We start from the raw sequence: 16881 nt of genomic DNA, 5'->3' as shown, positions 1-16881 counted from the left end.
GTCATCGCCCCGGCGGGGCATTCTCCTACCAGAAGTGGCCCGGACGCCTCTCTTTTCTCCATTTGACCTGTGGCTGAACAAGGCTCACCCCCTCGATTTCATGCGGGTTTCGGGCCGATAGTTGGGCGTCAACCGCACTGACCAGAAACCTTGCAAACCCGTTTTACGCATCGAATCCATCGAACAATGCGTGCTGCTCATCCCAATCCGACGGCGGCAAATGGTTCTTCAACCAGAGCAAGCTCAAGGTCTTCGGCTGCTGCCCATCAAGGATGCTGCGGATCAGCGTCGGCGAGAGCAGCGTCAGTCGCAGCAGCTCATTCACGGTCGTCTGGTGCAAGCCCTCGCGCCGGGCAATGTCTGAACCGCTGCTGACGATGCCTTCGTCGATGAGTCGCTGCCAGTGAAACGCCCTGGACAGCGCCGTCAGGATCGGCGCATCGTGCTCCGGTATCTTGTCGCCGGTCGCTGCCGGAATCACCACCTTGCGACCACCGTGCCGCTTGATGCGCACAGGGATGAAGGTCGTCAGTTTCGCGCCCGGCCGACCACCTTGATGCGTGGCCGTGCCCGTCTGAATGATCCTTGTCATGCCATCACCTCCTGCTGTTCCATCTCCAGTAATTCCGCCCCAATCGTGCCTGGCCGCATCTCGCCGGCCAGGGCGTGCCATCCGGACTCTCGCCATGTAATCTCGATGCCTTCCTCCCGGAGCGTCACGCGCTCGATCAGCAACTGGACGATGCGCTGGCGCTCGGCGGGGAACAACTGCGTCCAGACCTGGCCCATCTGCCGCAGCGGCAACACCACCTCCGGTTCGGTCAATGCCGGGTATTTCTCCCGGGCCACATCCCATACCGACTGCACCATCTCAGGTGACATCAGCGTGGCGTGGATTTGCGCCAGCACCAGTTCCTCGATGGGTTCCGCCGGCACCCGGCCTGCCGGGCTGGCGTCGGCACCGAACCGCACCTTGCGGTTGGGCACGTAGTAGCGATAGCGCTTGCCGTTGGACTTCTTCGTGAAGGCCGGCTGATACTTCTCGCCATCGGCGGTGTAGAACAGGCCGAGCAGCAATGCCTCCGGCTGACGCCGCTGCCAAGTCTCCGAAGTGCGCTGGCGATTATTCTGCGCGAGGATGGCGTGCGCGGCATCCCACAATCCCTGTTCGATGATCACCTCGTGCGCTCCAGGATAGAACTGCCCCTTGTGGGGAATCTCGCCCCGATAGACGCGGTTGTGCAGCAGTTTGTAGAGCATCTGCTTGCTGAAGGGTTTGCCCTGCTTGTTGGTCTTGCCGTCGGCAGCCAGTTGCCGCACCAGATCCGTGGTCGACCGGCAAGCCACGAAATCCGTGAAGATGCGCCTGACCAAGTCGGCTTCCGTCTCGACCACCACCAACCGCCGATCCTCGACTCGGTAGCCGAGCGGCGGATGACCGCCCATCCACATTCCCTTGGCTTTTGACGCCGCGATCTTGTCGCGGATGCGTTCGCCGGTGACCTCCCGCTCGAACTGCGCGAAGGACAGCAGGACGTTGAGCATCAGCCGGCCCATCGACGTGGTGGTATTGAATTGCTGGGTGACCGACACGAACGAAACCTTGTGCCGCTCGAAGACTTCGATCAGCCGGGAGAAATCGCCGAGGCTCCGGGTCAGGCGGTCGATTTTGTACACCACCACGATGTCGACTTTGCCGGCCTCGATATCGGCCATCAGGCGTTTCAAACCGGGACGTTCCATATTGCCACCGGAGAAGCCGGGATCAATGTAGTCGTCGGGCACAGGAATCCAGCCCTCGGTACGCTGGCTGGCGACGTAGGCCAGCCCGGCATCCTTCTGCGCATCGAGGGAGTTGAAAGTCTGGTCGAGACGCTCGTCACTCGATACCCGGCAATAGACGGCGCAGCGCTTCGGAGCAACAAGGTTCATTTCCGTCCTCCCTTCACGCCGAAGAAGGCTGGCCCTGACCAGTGCGTGCCGGTGATGGCGCGTGCCGCCGCCGATAGGCTCTTGTAGCGCTGGCCATTCAGTTCGTAGAACCCATCGGGCAGGACGGTAACACGGTACTCGCAGCGATCCCATTCGCGGATCAGCGTGGTGCCCGGCATCATCCGTACCTCGGGGCCACGACCGACCTTGATCTTGGAATACTGCTCGCCGCAGTCGGCCAGATGGGCCTTGACCGCCGGCGGCAAACCGCCAAGGGCGATCTCTTGCAAGCGGTAGGCCAAGCGCGCTTCAAGGTATCGACGATGCACACGCTTGGGCCGACGCGGGAAATGCTCATCCCACAACGCCCACAGGCGATCCTGCGGGAGTTGGGGCAACGCCGCCAACTGCGCGGCCACAGAGGATTTCGGACTGGCTGTCATCCTCAGTCCTCCCAGATCTGTATGACGTCCAGCGTGGTCCACAGACGGGCGTCATCGACGGTGGCCATCTCGCGTGTAGCGAGTCCCCTGTCTAGGCTCCGTCCCTCCTTGCCCGTGTAATGGTAGGTCTGCCCGGCGTGCTGAATACGTACCGGGCCGTGGGCGTCAAACTCGACCTGCACAGGCATTGCTCCACGAAAGTATCTGTTGGTGTCGGTCACCAGGGCGGTAACGGTTGTCATCTTCATTTCAATCTCCTTCATTGAGAGGGTTTTGCGGACCTCCATGAACGCTTCTTCCCGGGCAGAAGCCAAGTCAAACCGCGCTCTGTTCGGGCTCATCGGCCTGCCCAGTCGCAACATCGAAGCGCTCGCCCAGCAAGGTCTGCTTCCTGCCGGTACGCTTGTCCTGTACGCCCAGGATGTAGACCTCGCCATTCCACACCCCGCAGGCCACGTCGGTATCGTCGGCGTCAGCCGGTAGCAACCAGCCGGTGATGCCATCGGGCAATGTCAGCAAGTCCTCCGGCCGGTGGATCGGCCAGCGCATCGCCTCCTGATAACGATCGGCAAACTGCAAGATTTGCGGTGGCACGTCCGGGAAGTTCTCCTGACTGAGGATGGGAATCCAGGCCAGCAACTGCCCGCTGGCAAGCCATTGCTGGACGCGCTGGTGGACTTCCGGATCGAAGTGGCCCAGCCGCTCGATGGGCAGATGGCCGGTGGTGGTGGTCGTAGTGCTGTTCATTTCATCTCCTTGAATGGTGGTAACCCGGCACATCGCCGGGGTGGTAACCAGGGTGGTAACTGGTAACCTCGTTTCGTGGTCTATCGGTAGCGGGTCAGCGGGCTCGCGCCCCCCGCATGGCATTGCGGCGAGGAAGGACCCGTCGAATCATCTGGCGCTGCAGCTTGTTGAACTGCTTCATCTGCTGCTTTGCTGACTTGCGCATCATTCGGGTCAAGCGAATGCCGGCGACGATCCAGCGCCACTGCCAGGGTATATAGCCAACGATTCGCCGTGGCCGGAGTGCGGTAGTGGGGTAGCGTTGCTGAACCACCGGCCCGCCATCCCATTCCTCGACCTTGACGGTCACCATCGTCACGGCAGGCTCGATGGCTGGCGCAGGGTGGTGCATTGGCATCGGTGGCAGCATCTCGGCCAGTAGTTGCTCACGTTGCGCGGATGGCATCTGCCGCAGGACGGTCTCGACCTGATTCACCCGCTCCTGTAGCGGCGCGAACGGATTGGTCATATCGAATTGGGTGGATTTGATTTCCATTGATCTCTCCTGGTTGTTGAGGGATGCCGGCTTTCTGCGATGCCTTTCGCAGTCAGCGCCGGCGGCGCATTACCTGGCATGGCGAGCAAGAACTGACGCATCCCGAAATCGCTGCGTCAGAACGGATGGCGGCTATGCCGGGCCTCGTCGCCACCCGCCACAAATCAATCCGATGGAATCTCGGCGTCGAGCGATGCCGTGGCCGCTTCCAAAGCAGCGTCAGGAATCTGGATTTCGTAGGTATGGCGGTTGCCACCGTAGGCGCGTGCCTTGCTGACGGCGGCCCGGGCGATCACCTGGATGAACTCCGGCATCTGCTCGTGGAGATCGATCTCGGCAACCGATGCCTGGTCCGATTCGATGCACCGCCGCAGTTCCCTCTCCTGAGCTGGAATGTTCCCCAGTTCGGATTCGAGAGCCGCATCCTGCTGACGAACCTTCGCAACCGCTTCGGCGAGCAGCTTCAAGTCCTGGCGGCGCTTGACCAAGGCATCCGACGCGCTCGGCGCATCGCCACCCGACTCGATCAATGCCTGCGTGGCCGACTCGGTTTCCTGGTTGATCTCACCCCGCAAGGCCGTAATGCGCGACTCGAGCTTGGCGATGGCGGCCCGCTGTTTCTCGCGTTCGGCTGCGATCTGTTTCCGTCGCGTCGCCAGCGCCTTCAGTTCAGCAACCCGCTTTGCCAGACCATCCGGGGCCTCGGCCTTCCAGCGCAGACTGCGGTGCTCAAGTTCCAGACGCCCCAGGCGGGTTCGTAATTCGTCGTAGTGATGCTCGGCGGCGTTTTTCTGGCGCAGAAGATCCTGCTCGCGCCGCGTCCACACCGTCGAGTTGGATTTCTGCTCAACTTCGAAGAGCGCTTGCCGGGCATCTTCGAACGCAGTTTTTGCCTCGGCGACCTCGCGGCGCAGGGCCTCGAGTTCGCGGGTGCGTTCGGCGTAATCGGCCTTGATCTTGTCGAAATAGCCGTTGGTTTTGCGGCGGAATGGATTCAGTTTCATCGTTGCTCTCCTTGTGTCAGTGGGTGGAATCGGGGGTGTGGTCAGGCCACGGGTAGCGGGAATCACCGGGCAGCACCACGGTGCTTTCCCAGGTGTGCGGCCCAAGCCGGCGACGGATGCCAACCGGTGTGCCGTAGGGCGGGCGGTAGTCGCAGGTCGGTTCCCACTCACCGCTCTGTCGAGCTGCGCGAGGCAAGGCCGTGGCAGGACGAGACGCCTGTCTTGATGGCTGCACGGCAGACGGGCGAGAGGTGCGAGTGGCCTGCGGCTGGAAGCCGAAGTGGCGATACCAGATCGGATGCAGGTTGGAAGGGGGTTCTCTATTCACGATGAGCTCCATAACGAATGCCACCCTCGACGCCGGGCGGCGTGGCGGTTGAATGAGTGCGGATCAGGGCGATGCGCCACAGCGCGCCTTCCCGGCTGTGGCCGAGATGGCTGATCTCAATGCCCTTGGCGCGGTAGGCCGGCGCGATGCGGCGCAACTGGTCGGCCAAGCCCTTCGGCGACTTCGGCCAGGTGCTGCGATCCGGGATGATCTGGTTGTTGAGCAGGTCGTAGAGTTGGCCAGCCGTGCCCTGCCAGTTCCACGGCGTGATGCGCTCCTCGAAATACTTGTCGAGCACCTGCGCGACGGCGTTGCTCTCCAGGGCACGGTCGATGCCGGCACGCACCAGTTCGGCGTATTGGCGCTGGAATTCGCCGGGCTCGAAACCGAGTGCGCGGGCCACCGCCTCGCCGAAGCGCTCGAAGTCAGCCATGCGCTGCTTGTGGGCGAGCTTCACCGACGACAGGATGCGCAGGGCGTCGGCGAAGAGATCAAGTAGCGCGCCGAACACCAATGGCCGGTCACGTTCCCAGGTCGCCGAGGTGTCGGCATCGTCCTTCCTTGCCTCGGGCGGGATCGTCGGCATATCGACGTGAATTACCCGGTCGATCAGATCGGGGCGCGTAGCGACCACGGCGATGCCGTTCAGCACTACGGGCCGCTTGGTTTCCATGATGTGTTCTTCGCCATTCGTGTAGAGCTGACGCGAGGCGAAGCCACCGCCCGTACTCAAGGTGCAGAAGGCATCCTGTTGTTCGGCGGTGAGGCCCGAGAGGTTCTCGTAGGAGACCAACCAGTTGTTGGCAGCGGCGACGAAGATGTCTTCGACGGTCTTCGGCCGACCACGCAGCATCACCTTGTTGGGATCGACGAGACTGCGCAGCACGGACTGTGTGGTGGACTTGGCCGAGCCTTGCTCGCCAACGAGTTCCAGCACTGGGAATGGGGTATCAGGCCGGAAGCTGTCGAGCAACCACGTCAGCACCATCACGCGACGGTTGCCGGGGATGTTGGTGTGCTGCCAGAGCAGGCCGATGTCGCCGCCGCGCTGCGGTTCGGGCAATGGGCGCATCGACTGGGTGCGGGTGAAATACGCCCGGGAGTGGTCGAGCACCTGCCAGCCGGTCGGTGTAACCAACACTGCGCGCCATTGCTCATCGCAAAGATCGATCAGGTAGCCCGCGTCGTCCTTAGCGGCGCGGACGTGAAGGTTGATCTGCTCACCATCATTGATACCGGCGGCGGCAATGGTCGCCAGGGCCGACTTCATCGTGGTTTCTGGCACACCAGCTTCCTTGGCTCGCCAGTAAGCAGTACGCAGCCATTCCTCGTAGCCGGTGGAATAGACGCGCCAGACTTCCTGCCGGCCCGGCATCGGGATGACGGCAATGGCGTTGCGGTCGGGGTCGTGCTTGAGCTGGCATTGGTTGCGGGCCAGCGCGACCAGTTCGTCGAGGGCCGAAGGTTCGTCACCACCGCCCGGCAGCGATTGCTGCACGGCCTTATCGAGTTCAGTGACCAGGCAGCCCTTGTTGGCTTCCTTAGCCTTATGCCGTAGGCGCAGGTAATTGGGCAGGTCGGTGGCGCGCAGGATGGAGAAGGCGGTGACCACAGTGGGTTCGACGATAGCCCCGACGTCATCGCGCAGGCGCTCGATGGCGGCTTCGATGATGGTAACGGGATCGTCGGGCATCCCCTCTGCTGCCGACTGCAACAATAGAGAGGCATCGTCACCACCATCACCAACATCACCGATGTGACGGTGGTGATGATCGTGATGGTCGTTGTCTACTGACCGGGCCGGGGAAAGGGAGGTGTCGGCCATCACGACATCACCGTCCTGGATACCTTGGTGCGCTCGGCAATCCACGCATCGATCTCGTGTTCGAGCCAACCGACCGTATTGGCGGACAAGCGGATCGGTGCCGGAAACTGCCCGTCGGCGATCAGGGCGTAGATCGAACTGCGGCCAAGCCCGGTGCGTGCCTCGACCTGACGGCGGCGCAGCACTATCAGCCGGGGCTGGATCGTTTTGGACATCGGATGAACCTCCTGTTTCGCGTTGGAATGCGATGGAGGTTGGCAGGCCGAGTCCTGCCGTAGGAAGGCCCTACGGCAGGCGATCCAGTAACGGCGCGGGTTTCAGGCGAGTTTTACGGTGGGGAAATTTGAATCCGCCCCTACCGGAAATACGGTGGGGCTACGGCGGGGACTACTGTTCGTCGAACAGTTTGGCCCACTTCGGGAATTCTTTGCGCAGGACTGGGGCTACCTTGTGGCTCCCCAAATGCCTGGCATCGATTAGCCAGTGGGCGACCAGATCAGGCCGCCACCACGAGGGGTAGCTCTTGGCCCCGCGATTTTTCAGACCCTTCTGGACAAGCGCTTCGCCGAGGGCTTTGTTGGCGCGCGAGACATTGCCCATGCGCTCTTTCCACCACTTCTCGTTCTGGTGGCGAGTATCTTCAACCTGAAAAGCACTGATGATTTCGTCGGTAGGCACGCCGAGCTTGCGCAATTCGTCTTCGGACGGATAGGAATCGTAATCCGGCTTGGTGTCGGCTGGTGATACAAGTTCCTCATCCCAATCGTCATCCTCATTCTCTTCATCTGCGGACTCGGCGGACAAAGCAGATGCGGCGGCGGCTTTCGCCTCGGTGGCGCGCATTTCCATTTCCTTTACCCATTCTGGTGGGTCAAAGGGAAGCGGTGGTGTATTGGTGGGCTGGGCCGGTGGGGTTGCCCTGATCGGTGGTGTGACCGGCACCCAATCCCACTGTTCTTCATCAAACAGGCAGTCGCCCGGCGAGGCCCATCCCGGGTAGGGTGGCTGCTTGCGCGGACGCGCTGGCAGCGGGCTTTGGCCATCCACCGCAGTAGCCCAGGCAACGAAGCTGTCCCGGTCTATCAGCAGGATGCCGCGTGCAGACAGTTCGTGAATCGGGTCGTCGAAGGTCTTACCGTCGCTGCGCCGGTAGTAAACCTCGCCTCGCTCGCAGGCCGAGAGCAGCGCTTGTTGCTTGGCGTAACGGCACCGGGCGTCTTGCTGGCACCAGCGGTCGAGAATGTACTCTGGCGGCAGCCAGTCGGCATGTTCCCAGATCGGATCGCAGGTGTTGTTCGGCCAGTTCATCGGTGGTAAGTTCCAGTACGGAAATATTACCGGAGATGGGACATCCCTTCCATGCCGATGCAAACAATAGGCGGGCATCATCACGACTGTCACGACCATCACACTGCCGGTGATGATTGTGATGATGGTGACGGTCAGTCACTATTGTTATGGTCGGTGGAAGGCGGTATGGCTACCCGGTGTGATGATCACGGTCGTGGACATATCCCCGTTTCCGGCGACGTAAACAATAGGCAGCCATCGTCACAACCATCACCACTGTCACGCTGACAAAGACCCGGTGATGGTTGTGATGATGGTGATGGTCACTCGTATTGTTATGGTCGGCGGGAAAGGGGATGCCCAGGTAAGAGGGGTCCTTCCTGGCGATAAACCCATGCGGGGGGCGCGAGCGCGGCGCTTCGATAGCGTCAGGGTGCAAACCGAGGTTTGCAGGGTTTGCGGTTTGCACTCCGGCCAAGGGTGTGCGTTGAGTTCACACCCTTGAAACCGAAAAACGGTCACCCCTATTCCAGCCAGCGCTGGAGCAGGTTCCCTGCGATTTCAGGGTCGAAAAATGGCAAAACGGCCACCGAGTAAATTGGCCGAAGAAAAGGGTATCGATTGAAGCGATACCCTTGGGCGGTTTGCGGTCAGGCGATGCGATAGGCCCGCTGCCCGTCCGCCCCCTTCTCTGTGATCACCTCGTAGCCGAGGCGCTTCCTGACCATGCCGGATATCGCGCCCCGAACGCTATGGGCTTGCCAGCCGGTGCCGGCCATCATCTGGGCAATGGTCGCGCCGCCGGGATTGCGCATCGCGTCAATGATCGCGGCCAACTTGGTACCGGGGCGAAGGGTGTGTGGGATGGGCTCACTTCTCGTGAGGGCATCGGGGGCGTCCAGTTTCCGGACATCCTTGGGAATCCGGCTTCGTTTGCCGACGGCGGCGTAGCCGGCATCGGTCAGCAGGTGGCTGCCTTCAGATTCCGCGATGAGCCCTCGGGCGAGCAGGCCATCGATGACGGCGGTTCGAGCGCCGCCGCGCAGATTGGTCGGCAATGGTTCGATGTTGCCATCCGGACGGTCGGCAGCGGCTTTGAGGATGGCGGCTTGGGTGGTAGTCAGTTTGGCGTTCATGATCATCTCCGGTGGTTGGTGGGCGTCGTCACTCGTCGCCGCCGAAGATCGCCAGCAAATCGTCCAACCCAGCTTCTACCCGCCCGAGGTCGCCGACGTGGCCCCAGTTGATGGCGTCGGGGTCATGACCGAAATGGTCGTCGGCGAGTTGCTGCAGCCGTTCCAGCTTGGCGTGGATGGCGGCGGTGCGGGCGAGGTAGGCGTCGAGTGCAGTTGGCTTGGCGTTCATCTTGGGCTCCGTGATGTGATTGACGACACCAGCATGAACGCGCTGTTCTACAGGGAAGCCAAGCTATTTCTGATGCGGTTCGCATCAAACACTACCCCGGAAAGGCCAGACCTGATAGATTGCAACCTTTGCTACTAAAGCCGACTTTATGCTATCCGATCAACTGTTGCAGGAGCGCAGCGATGGCTGAGCCTTGGGTATCCGTCGAACAGCTCGTCGAGCATCTGGGCGTTACACGCGATTCGATTTACCGGTGGATTGACCGCAAGGGGCTGCCGGCACACCGGGTTGGTCGCCTGTGGAAATTCAAGGTTTCCGAGGTGGATGAGTGGGTACGCGGCGGTGGCGCGGATGAAGAAAAACACGGCGATGCTGCTCCGGCATCGCCGCGAAAAAAATAGAGGGATGGCCTGAATGCCCACACTCAACTGGATCGGCAAAGAAGCCGTCGTCAAACACCACAAGGAAGTGCCGTTCCGCCTGCTGGAACCGGTGCCGGAACTGTCCTGCGAGAAAGTCGGCGCTGGCAGTACAGCAAACTGCGCGGCGGCCAGCGGCAATCTGATCGTACAGGGCGACAACCTGCACGCCCTCAAAGCCCTGCTGCCCCGCTACGCCGGACAGGTGAAATGCATCTACATTGACCCGCCGTACAACACCGGCAACGAGGGCTGGGTGTACAACGACAACGTCAACAGTCCGGAGATTCGCAAGTGGCTGGGCGAGGTGGTCGGCAAGGAAGGCGAGACGCTGGACCGGCACGACCGCTGGCTGTCGATGATGTACCCGCGCCTGGTCTTGCTGCGACAGTTTCTGCGCGAGGATGGCGCGATCTTCGTTTCTATCGATGACAACGAGGTGGCGACGTTACGGTTGCTGATGGACGAGATATTTGGGGCTAAGAATTTCGTCGCATCTGCCATCTGGAACATGATGGACAGTCCCAAAAATAGCGCTCGGCATCTCAGTGAAGATCACGAGTACGTTGTTTTGTACGCCGCGAACAAGGACAAGTGGCGACCGAACCCTTTGCCGCGCAGCGAAGCGATGATTGCGCGATACAAGAATCCCGATAACGACCCACGTGGCCCTTGGTTGCTCAGCGACTTGGCTGCGCGCAACTTCTATGCGCAAGGTCGATACGCGATCACGACTCCTTCAGGAAAGGTGATCGATGGTCCGCCATCAGGAAGTTACTGGCGAGTGAGTGAAGAAAAATTCTGGGAACTGGATAGGGACAATCGAATCTGGTGGGGTAAGACAGGCAGCAATCGTCCTGGAATTAAACGTTTCCTCACCGACGTGAAAGATGGCGTTGTTCCCCGAACGCTGTGGCCTTGGCAGGAGGTCGGTAGCACGCGGCATTCAAAGCAGGAAATCAGCCAGATTCTCAATTTGGGAGCATCCAGCGACCTTTTCGTTACTCCAAAGCCGACGGCTTTGATTCAGCGAATTCTGCAAATCGCAACAGATGCGGATTCGCTCGTGCTCGATAGCTTCGCCGGTTCCGGCACGACCGGTCACGCTGTGCTCAAGCAGAACGCGGAGGATGGTGGTCACCGTAAATCAATTCTGGTGGAAATGGATGAAGGCATTGCTAGTAGCCTCACTGCCGAACGCGTCAAACGCATCGCCAACGGCTACACCAACGCCAAAGGGCAAACAGTAGAGGGCCTCGGCGGCGGCTTCCAATTCTGCCGCCTGTCCGCCGAGCCCCTGTTCGACGCCGACGGCCAGATCCGCAGTGATGTGAAATTCGCGCAACTGGCCGAGTTCGTCTGGTTTGCCGAAACCGGCACGGGCTTCACCGGTACCGCCGATTCGCCGCTGTTGGGCATCCACGACGGTCGCGCCATCTATCTGCTCTACAACGGCATCCTCAAGGACAAATCCGTGGGCGGCGGGAATGTGCTCACCGGCCCGGTGTTCGATGTGCTGCCGAAGTTCGCCGGCCCGAAAGTGATTTACGCCGCCGCCAACCGCATGGGTGCCCGCGCCGCACGCGAGGGCATCACCTTCAAGCAAACCCCTTACGCGTTGGAGGAGTAAGCCATGTCCGGATTCGCACCGAAAATCTATCAACAGCAAGTGCTCGACAGCGTGGAGGCCTATTTCAAGGCATGCCACGAACTGCCGTCACCCTCGATTGCTTTCACCGCCACCACCGAACGCCTGTGGGGGCGCGGCAATGCGTACCACCCGTTGTCGGGCTTCCCGGCCGATATGCCGTACTTCTGTCTGCGCGTGCCTACCGGCGGCGGCAAGACCTGGCTGGCGGCGAAAAGCGTCCAACTCGTCAACACGCATCTGCTGCGCTGCGAGCACAGCGTGATTCTGTGGCTGGTGCCCAGCAAGCCGATTCGCGAGCAGACGATCAAAGCATTGAAGGATCGTAGCCACCCGTATCACGCCGCACTGCGCGAGGCGGGGCCGATTACGGTGCTCGATCTCGAAGAGGCCAAGAGCGTCACCCGCGCCACGCTGGATACTTCGACCACGGTGATCGTCGCCACGCGCCAGGCGTTCCAGGTAGAAGAGGAAGAGTGCCGCAAGGTGTACCAGTCCAGCGGCGCACTGATGCACCACTTCGACAACCTGTCGCCGACGCAGCGCGATGAGTTACTGACCGATGGCGAGGGCAGCGAGCGCACCACGCCGTATTCGCTGGCCAACGTGCTGCGCCTGCGCCGGCCATTCGTGGTGGTGGACGAGGCACACAACAGCCGCACCGAACTGGCCTTCGACATGCTGGCGCGCTTCCGCCCCAGCGGCGTTATGGAGCTGACCGCCACGCCCGATCTGGAGCGCACGCCCAGCAACGTACTGCATAGCGTATCCGCCGCCGAGTTGAAGGCGGAAGAAATGATCAAGCTGCCGGTAGTGCTGGAAACCGAACCCAACTGGCAGCAGTGTCTGGCCGATGCGATTGGCCGACGCGATGCCCTGCACAAGCTGGCGGATGAAGAACGCCGGGCAGGTGCTCCCTACCTGCGCCCACTGGTGCTGATTCAGTCTGAACCGCGCCGCGCCGGCATCGAGACGTTGGATTTCGAGAAGGTGAAGAACGAGCTGATCACTAACCACGGCATTCCCGCCAGCGAAATCGTGGTGGCCACCGGTGAGGAAAAGGGGCTGGAGCAGATCGATGCCGATTACAAGCTGGGTATCGCCGACCCGGCCTGCCCGGTGAAGTTCGTCATTACCCAGAAGGCACTGGCCGAGGGCTGGGACTGCCCGTTTGCTTACATTCTGGTGAGCATGGCATCGCTGTCGTCGGCCACGGCGGTGGAGCAGTTGCTCGGGCGTGTGTTGCGTCAGCCTGATGCGGCCCACCGGCAGGCCAGGGCATTGAACCAATCCTATGCCTTCGTGGTGTCGCGCAACTTTGCCGAGACGGCTGGCGCACTGCGCGACCGCCTGGTAGCCGGTGCCGGGTTCGAGCGGCGCGAGGTCACGGAATTCGTCACTGCTGCCAAGGCCGAACAGGCGCGGCTCGACCTGGAGGGCCACGCCGGGCGCGTGGTCGTTCGGCCCGTAGCGATTACCTTGTCCGAAAAACCTGATCTGAAGAGCGTGCCGAAGCCGGTGCGTGACAAGGTCAGTTGGGACGGCAAGCTCAACACACTGACCATCAGTACGCCGCTCACGGAGGATGAGGCCGAAGTGCTCAAGGCCTCGGTTACTTCCGAAACCGCTGCGGCGGCGATTGTTGAAGCCGCCGAAGTCAGCCGCACCACGGCCATTGAGTTCTTCCAGACGCCCGCCGAGTTGGGTGAGCGTTTCCGCGTGCCGCAGTTGGCCTTGCGCGTGCAGGGCGAGCTGGCACTATTTGATGATCCGGAGGTGCTGGAGTATCCGTGGGACTTGTCTCCCTACGATGCCGCGCCGACAGCCGATGATCTGACGGCATTGGGTGCGGCACTGAAGGTGTCGGAAGGTGGTGAGATCGACATCGATGAGGGCGGTCATATGGTGTCGCGCTTCCTGCCCGAATTGCAGCGCGATCTGGGTCTCGTCTATCAACCTGAACATTGGGATGAGGTTCGCATCGCCACCTGGCTGTGCCGCAACCTGCCCGAGCAGTCGCTGACCCATGCCAGCAAGCAGGCCTTTGTCGCGGCGTGGCTCACCGATCTACTTCGCCGGGATAGCTTCACGCTGGCACGCGCCAACCTGCAGAAGTTCCTGATCCGTAATCTGGTCGAGGCGCGTATCCGTGAACTGCGCAAGCAGGCGGTCGGCAAGGCATTTCAGCAGGCGTTGTTCGGTGACGATGCGGCCACGCGGGTGGCGGTGACCGATCAATATGCCTTCGAGTTTCACGCCCAGGCCTACGCCCCCAGCCGCGACTACGATGGGCGCTTTGGCCATTTTGATTTCCGCAAGCACTTCTATGGGCGGATGGGCGACTTCGACAGCAAGGAGGAATTCGAGTGCGCCTGCAAATTGGATATGTGGGCGCAGCAGGGGCGCATCCAGTTCTGGGTACGCAACCTGGTTCGGCGCGAAGGCAGTTCGTTCTTCCTGCAGAAAGCCGATGGCCGGTTCTATCCCGATTTTCTTTGCCAGTTGCCCGGCAGTGCAGACAAGCCCGGAGTGATTCTGGCGGTGGAGTACAAGGGGGCTGATCGCTGGAACGGGGCTGAGGATGATCGTTTGATCGGGGGCCTGTGGGCCAACCTGTCGGAGGGCCGTTGCCGGTTCGTGATGGTCAAGGATAAGCGGTGGGAATGGATCGAGGAGAAGCTTTGATGGCCGAGACATACTGGTTCGTCGGTGCAAGCTACGACCGCACCAATGATCAAACACCACGATTCCTTGCTGATGGCATTTGGGAAAACGGATACGACGACCGCTATCTGGATCAGGTCAAATCCATGCGCCCCGGTCAGCGCATCGCCATCAAGTCTACCTATACCCAAAAGCACAACCTGCCCTTTGATGCCAAGGGGCAGCCTGTTTCGGTCATGGCGATCAAGGCCATCGGCACCATCACCGAGAACATGCAAGATGGTAAGCGCGTCAAAGTCGACTGGGAAAAAGTCGATCCTCCACGCATCTGGTGTTTCTACACCAACCGACTGACCGTCTGGCGCGTGGAATCTACGGACTGGTGCACCGAAGGGCTGATTGACTTCACCTTCAAGGGGCAGCCCCAGGACATCGACCGGTTTCGCAATGCCCCGTATTGGAAAGACCGCTACGGCGATCAGTCGACGTCGAACCAGTTCGCATGGACCGAGTTCTACGAAGCCTTTGCCCGCAAGCTGCTCGAGTACCGGCACAACCGTGCTCCTCTGATTGACGGCCTGCGAACGCTGGCAGAGACACAGCCTCTGTTGACCTACCTCACCAACGACGAAAACCCGGCGAAAAACAGAATCGCGCTGGATGATATTTGCCCATTCACCCTGATGGGCGGATTCAATCGTGGCAAGGTCACCAACAAAAACCGGACGACGATTGCCGGGCAGTTGGCCAAGATGATCGGCATCGACAACGGTCCGCCGACGTCGTTTGACGGCATTCCCATCCTCAATCCGCAGAACTCCTGGTTTTTCTCATACGCGTACCGGCGCAAGCCCGATGACATCGAAAAGCTCTGGCGCGTCTTTGAGGCCGCGATCAACCTGGCCGACGACGAGAACGGCACAACCCGCAACGAATTCATCGAGGCATACAACGCTGCCATTCAAATTCGCGGCACGTCCTGGAACCTGAGCCAAGGGTTCTATTGGGTATTGCCCTGGCACTACCTGACGCTGGATGGGCAGTCGCGCGATTACCTCGAAAGCAAGTTGGGCATCCAGATTCTGAAGCCTGGCCAAGGCGCACCCTGCAGTGCAGAGCGTTACCTTGAACTGGTTGAACAACTTGAGGGGGAGTTTGCCAGCAACCGTTTCCCCGTCCACGATTTTCCGAGTCTGTCGCTTGCAGCCTGGAAGTTCGGCTCAGATGCTGATGAATCGCCAACACAACAGGCAACGGTAACTCAGAAACTGGCAGCTCAAGGAGGCGGCATGAGCAAAAACGTCATCTACTATGGACCTCCTGGCACGGGCAAGACGTATGCATTGATGCAACTGCTCAAGCGTGACTACGAACGTGCCACCTCCGATGTATCCAGTGATGAGTGGCGCCAGCAGTTCATCGCGGACAACTTCTCGCATTTGAAATGGTGGGAGGTTGCCGCTGCCGCGCTATACGAGATGGGTGGCAAGTCAGCAACCGCGAAGGTCAGCGATATTGCCAAGCATCCCTTTACCCAGGCCGTGGCCGCGAAGAAGGGAGCAAAGCTCAGCGTCATCCAGAACACTCTGTGGCGCACGCTGCAAAACCACACCGTTGATGAGTCCGCTACGGTCAATATGAAGGTGCGAATTTCACCGGCGATTTTCGACAAGACCGAGAGCTCGTTCTGGCAGTTCGCCGGTGATTGGGAAGACGACTGTGCGCACCTCACGGAGTTGGTCGATGAGATGAAGAAGGGGCCCGAGCCTGTTGGGGCAGTGCAGCGATACGCCTTCGTCACCTTCCATCAATCCTATGGCTACGAGGAATTTGTCGAGGGCCTGCGCCCTGTGCTGACCGGCGGCGCAGAAGAATCCGATGTGCAGTATGAGATCCGATCCGGGGTGTTCAAAGACCTCTGCCGCCGTGCCCGACTGGCACCGGATCAGCGTTTTGCGATGGTCATCGACGAAATCAACCGGGGCAACATCAGCAAGATTTTCGGTGAACTGATTACCCTGATCGAGGCTGACAAGCGCGAGGGCGGTGCTAATGCGGTGACGGTGACGCTCCCCTACTCGGGAGAGACATTCAGCGTCCCGGCCAACGTAGACATCATCGGTACGATGAACACAGCAGACCGTTCACTGGCGCTGCTGGACACGGCGCTGCGCCGCAGATTCGATTTTCTCCCTATCCTTCCGGATGCCCGTGACGATGCAGATGCCCCGCTGGCAGGTCTGCGCGTTTCAATGGATAGCGAAGTCATCAATATTCCGAAAATGCTGGCCGTAATCAACCAGCGCATCGAAGCCCTCTACGACCGCGATCACTGCATCGGTCATGCCTATTTCACAGGCCTGAAGGAAATCGCTGACGGCCAGGCCAGATTGGATGCCTTGCAGGATGTTTTCCGTAACCGGATCATTCCGTTGCTGGAAGAATACTTCTTTGAGGACTGGCAGAAGATCCGCTTGGTATTGGCCGACAACCAAAAGCCCGTGGCCGCTCAGTTCATCACCGAAAGCCCTGACCACGAGGACGATTTGATCGGGCTTTTTGGCCGTGACCACGGTCTGGATACCTTCTCCACCAAGAGACGGTTCCGCAAGAATGATGATGCTCTGGCCAGTCCCAGTGCGTACATTGGCATCTACGAGCCACTGGCTGACTGATTGGCT

The 16881-nt window shown here is 60.5% G+C and carries 17 protein-coding genes; 4 read left to right on the top strand and 13 right to left on the bottom strand.

Annotated elements, in window-relative coordinates; genetic code table 11:
• Nucleotides 1-163: 163 nt before the first annotated feature.
• The 13 genes from Q1J43_RS10665 to Q1J43_RS10605 form a co-directional block, all read right to left on the bottom strand.
• Nucleotides 164-592 carry a site-specific recombinase resolvase gene (locus tag Q1J43_RS10665; RefSeq protein ID WP_301102480.1) on the bottom strand — a complete coding sequence of 143 codons (429 nt, stop codon included), beginning with the start codon at nt 590-592 and terminating at the stop codon, nt 164-166.
• Nucleotides 589-1932, bottom strand: a complete 1344-nt coding sequence (locus Q1J43_RS10660; RefSeq protein ID WP_301102479.1) for a recombinase family protein — start codon at nt 1930-1932, stop codon at nt 589-591. Before Q1J43_RS10660 ends, Q1J43_RS10665 begins: the two co-directional genes overlap by 4 nt.
• Nucleotides 1929-2375 carry a DUF2924 domain-containing protein gene (locus Q1J43_RS10655; protein WP_301102478.1) on the bottom strand — a complete coding sequence of 149 codons (447 nt, stop codon included), beginning with the start codon at nt 2373-2375 and terminating at the stop codon, nt 1929-1931. Before Q1J43_RS10655 ends, Q1J43_RS10660 begins: the two co-directional genes overlap by 4 nt.
• Before the next feature lie 2 nt (nt 2376-2377).
• The gene (locus Q1J43_RS10650) at nt 2378-2623 is read right to left on the bottom strand and encodes a hypothetical protein (RefSeq protein ID WP_301102477.1); all 246 of its coding nucleotides are present in this window, start codon (nt 2621-2623) and stop codon (nt 2378-2380) included.
• A 67-nt stretch (nt 2624-2690) separates the two neighbouring features.
• A complete protein-coding gene (locus Q1J43_RS10645) occupies nt 2691-3122 on the bottom strand; it encodes a hypothetical protein (protein WP_301102476.1) in 432 nt (143 codons plus the stop codon).
• Between the two features lie 94 nt (nt 3123-3216).
• Nucleotides 3217-3657 carry a hypothetical protein gene (locus Q1J43_RS10640; RefSeq protein WP_301102475.1) on the bottom strand — a complete coding sequence of 147 codons (441 nt, stop codon included), beginning with the start codon at nt 3655-3657 and terminating at the stop codon, nt 3217-3219.
• Between the two features lie 164 nt (nt 3658-3821).
• Nucleotides 3822-4661: a hypothetical protein gene (locus Q1J43_RS10635; protein ID WP_301102474.1), complete on the bottom strand. Its 840-nt coding sequence runs from the start codon at nt 4659-4661 to the stop codon at nt 3822-3824.
• Nucleotides 4662-4677: 16 nt separating this feature from the next.
• Nucleotides 4678-4989, bottom strand: a complete 312-nt coding sequence (locus tag Q1J43_RS10630; protein ID WP_301102473.1) for a hypothetical protein — start codon at nt 4987-4989, stop codon at nt 4678-4680.
• Nucleotides 4982-6814 carry a hypothetical protein gene (locus Q1J43_RS10625; RefSeq protein WP_301102472.1) on the bottom strand — a complete coding sequence of 611 codons (1833 nt, stop codon included), beginning with the start codon at nt 6812-6814 and terminating at the stop codon, nt 4982-4984. The genes Q1J43_RS10630 and Q1J43_RS10625 overlap by 8 nt, the downstream gene beginning before the upstream one ends.
• Nucleotides 6814-7029, bottom strand: coding sequence for an AlpA family transcriptional regulator (locus Q1J43_RS10620; RefSeq protein WP_301102471.1), 216 nt, complete (start codon nt 7027-7029; stop codon nt 6814-6816). Before Q1J43_RS10620 ends, Q1J43_RS10625 begins: the two co-directional genes overlap by 1 nt.
• 172 nt (nt 7030-7201) lie before the next feature.
• A complete protein-coding gene (locus tag Q1J43_RS10615) occupies nt 7202-8122 on the bottom strand; it encodes a hypothetical protein (RefSeq protein WP_301102470.1) in 921 nt (306 codons plus the stop codon).
• A gap of 632 nt (nt 8123-8754) precedes the next feature.
• Nucleotides 8755-9240, bottom strand: coding sequence for a DUF3489 domain-containing protein (locus Q1J43_RS10610; RefSeq protein WP_301102469.1), 486 nt, complete (start codon nt 9238-9240; stop codon nt 8755-8757).
• 28 nt (nt 9241-9268) lie between these two features.
• A complete protein-coding gene (locus tag Q1J43_RS10605; RefSeq protein WP_301102468.1) occupies nt 9269-9469 on the bottom strand; it encodes a hypothetical protein in 201 nt (66 codons plus the stop codon).
• Nucleotides 9470-9651: 182 nt separating this feature from the next.
• Here Q1J43_RS10605 and Q1J43_RS10600 point away from each other — a divergent pair, with 182 nt between their 5' ends.
• From Q1J43_RS10600 to Q1J43_RS10585, 4 genes are read left to right on the top strand one after another with little or no spacing between them, the layout of a single operon-like run.
• A complete protein-coding gene (locus tag Q1J43_RS10600) occupies nt 9652-9870 on the top strand; it encodes a helix-turn-helix domain-containing protein (protein WP_301102467.1) in 219 nt (72 codons plus the stop codon).
• A 13-nt stretch (nt 9871-9883) separates the two neighbouring features.
• Entirely contained in the window at nt 9884-11518 is a 1635-nt protein-coding gene (locus tag Q1J43_RS10595; RefSeq protein WP_301102466.1) for a site-specific DNA-methyltransferase, read from the top strand.
• Nucleotides 11519-11521: 3 nt separating this feature from the next.
• Nucleotides 11522-14221, top strand: a complete 2700-nt coding sequence (locus Q1J43_RS10590) for a DEAD/DEAH box helicase family protein (RefSeq protein ID WP_301102465.1) — start codon at nt 11522-11524, stop codon at nt 14219-14221.
• Complete coding sequence (locus tag Q1J43_RS10585; protein ID WP_301102464.1) at nt 14221-16875, top strand: AAA family ATPase; 2655 nt, start codon at nt 14221-14223, stop codon at nt 16873-16875. The genes Q1J43_RS10590 and Q1J43_RS10585 overlap by 1 nt, the downstream gene beginning before the upstream one ends.
• Nucleotides 16876-16881: the final 6 nt, after the last annotated feature.

The sequence above is a fragment of the Propionivibrio sp. genome (assembly GCF_029255185.1).
Taxonomy (GTDB): Bacteria; Pseudomonadota; Gammaproteobacteria; order Burkholderiales; family Rhodocyclaceae; genus Propionivibrio.
Note: the sequence above shows the minus strand (reverse complement) of the source record. Positions and strands in the feature narration are given on the sequence as shown.

What these genes read in the sequence shown, in the direction of transcription:
- Q1J43_RS10665 (WP_301102480.1), bottom strand. Translation starts at nt 592, where the DNA reads ATGACAAGGATCATTCAGACGGGCACGGCCACGCATCAAGGTGGTCGG.
- Q1J43_RS10660 (WP_301102479.1), bottom strand. Translation starts at nt 1,932, where the DNA reads ATGAACCTTGTTGCTCCGAAGCGCTGCGCCGTCTATTGCCGGGTATCG.
- Q1J43_RS10655 (WP_301102478.1), bottom strand. Translation starts at nt 2,375, where the DNA reads ATGACAGCCAGTCCGAAATCCTCTGTGGCCGCGCAGTTGGCGGCGTTG.
- Q1J43_RS10650 (WP_301102477.1), bottom strand. Translation starts at nt 2,623, where the DNA reads ATGAAGATGACAACCGTTACCGCCCTGGTGACCGACACCAACAGATAC.
- Q1J43_RS10645 (WP_301102476.1), bottom strand. Translation starts at nt 3,122, where the DNA reads ATGAACAGCACTACGACCACCACCACCGGCCATCTGCCCATCGAGCGG.
- Q1J43_RS10640 (WP_301102475.1), bottom strand. Translation starts at nt 3,657, where the DNA reads ATGGAAATCAAATCCACCCAATTCGATATGACCAATCCGTTCGCGCCG.
- Q1J43_RS10635 (WP_301102474.1), bottom strand. Translation starts at nt 4,661, where the DNA reads ATGAAACTGAATCCATTCCGCCGCAAAACCAACGGCTATTTCGACAAG.
- Q1J43_RS10625 (WP_301102472.1), bottom strand. Translation starts at nt 6,814, where the DNA reads ATGGCCGACACCTCCCTTTCCCCGGCCCGGTCAGTAGACAACGACCAT.
- Q1J43_RS10620 (WP_301102471.1), bottom strand. Translation starts at nt 7,029, where the DNA reads ATGTCCAAAACGATCCAGCCCCGGCTGATAGTGCTGCGCCGCCGTCAG.
- Q1J43_RS10615 (WP_301102470.1), bottom strand. Translation starts at nt 8,122, where the DNA reads ATGAACTGGCCGAACAACACCTGCGATCCGATCTGGGAACATGCCGAC.
- Q1J43_RS10610 (WP_301102469.1), bottom strand. Translation starts at nt 9,240, where the DNA reads ATGAACGCCAAACTGACTACCACCCAAGCCGCCATCCTCAAAGCCGCT.
- Q1J43_RS10605 (WP_301102468.1), bottom strand. Translation starts at nt 9,469, where the DNA reads ATGAACGCCAAGCCAACTGCACTCGACGCCTACCTCGCCCGCACCGCC.
- Q1J43_RS10600 (WP_301102467.1), top strand. Translation starts at nt 9,652, where the DNA reads ATGGCTGAGCCTTGGGTATCCGTCGAACAGCTCGTCGAGCATCTGGGC.
- Q1J43_RS10595 (WP_301102466.1), top strand. Translation starts at nt 9,884, where the DNA reads ATGCCCACACTCAACTGGATCGGCAAAGAAGCCGTCGTCAAACACCAC.
- Q1J43_RS10590 (WP_301102465.1), top strand. Translation starts at nt 11,522, where the DNA reads ATGTCCGGATTCGCACCGAAAATCTATCAACAGCAAGTGCTCGACAGC.
- Q1J43_RS10585 (WP_301102464.1), top strand. Translation starts at nt 14,221, where the DNA reads ATGGCCGAGACATACTGGTTCGTCGGTGCAAGCTACGACCGCACCAAT.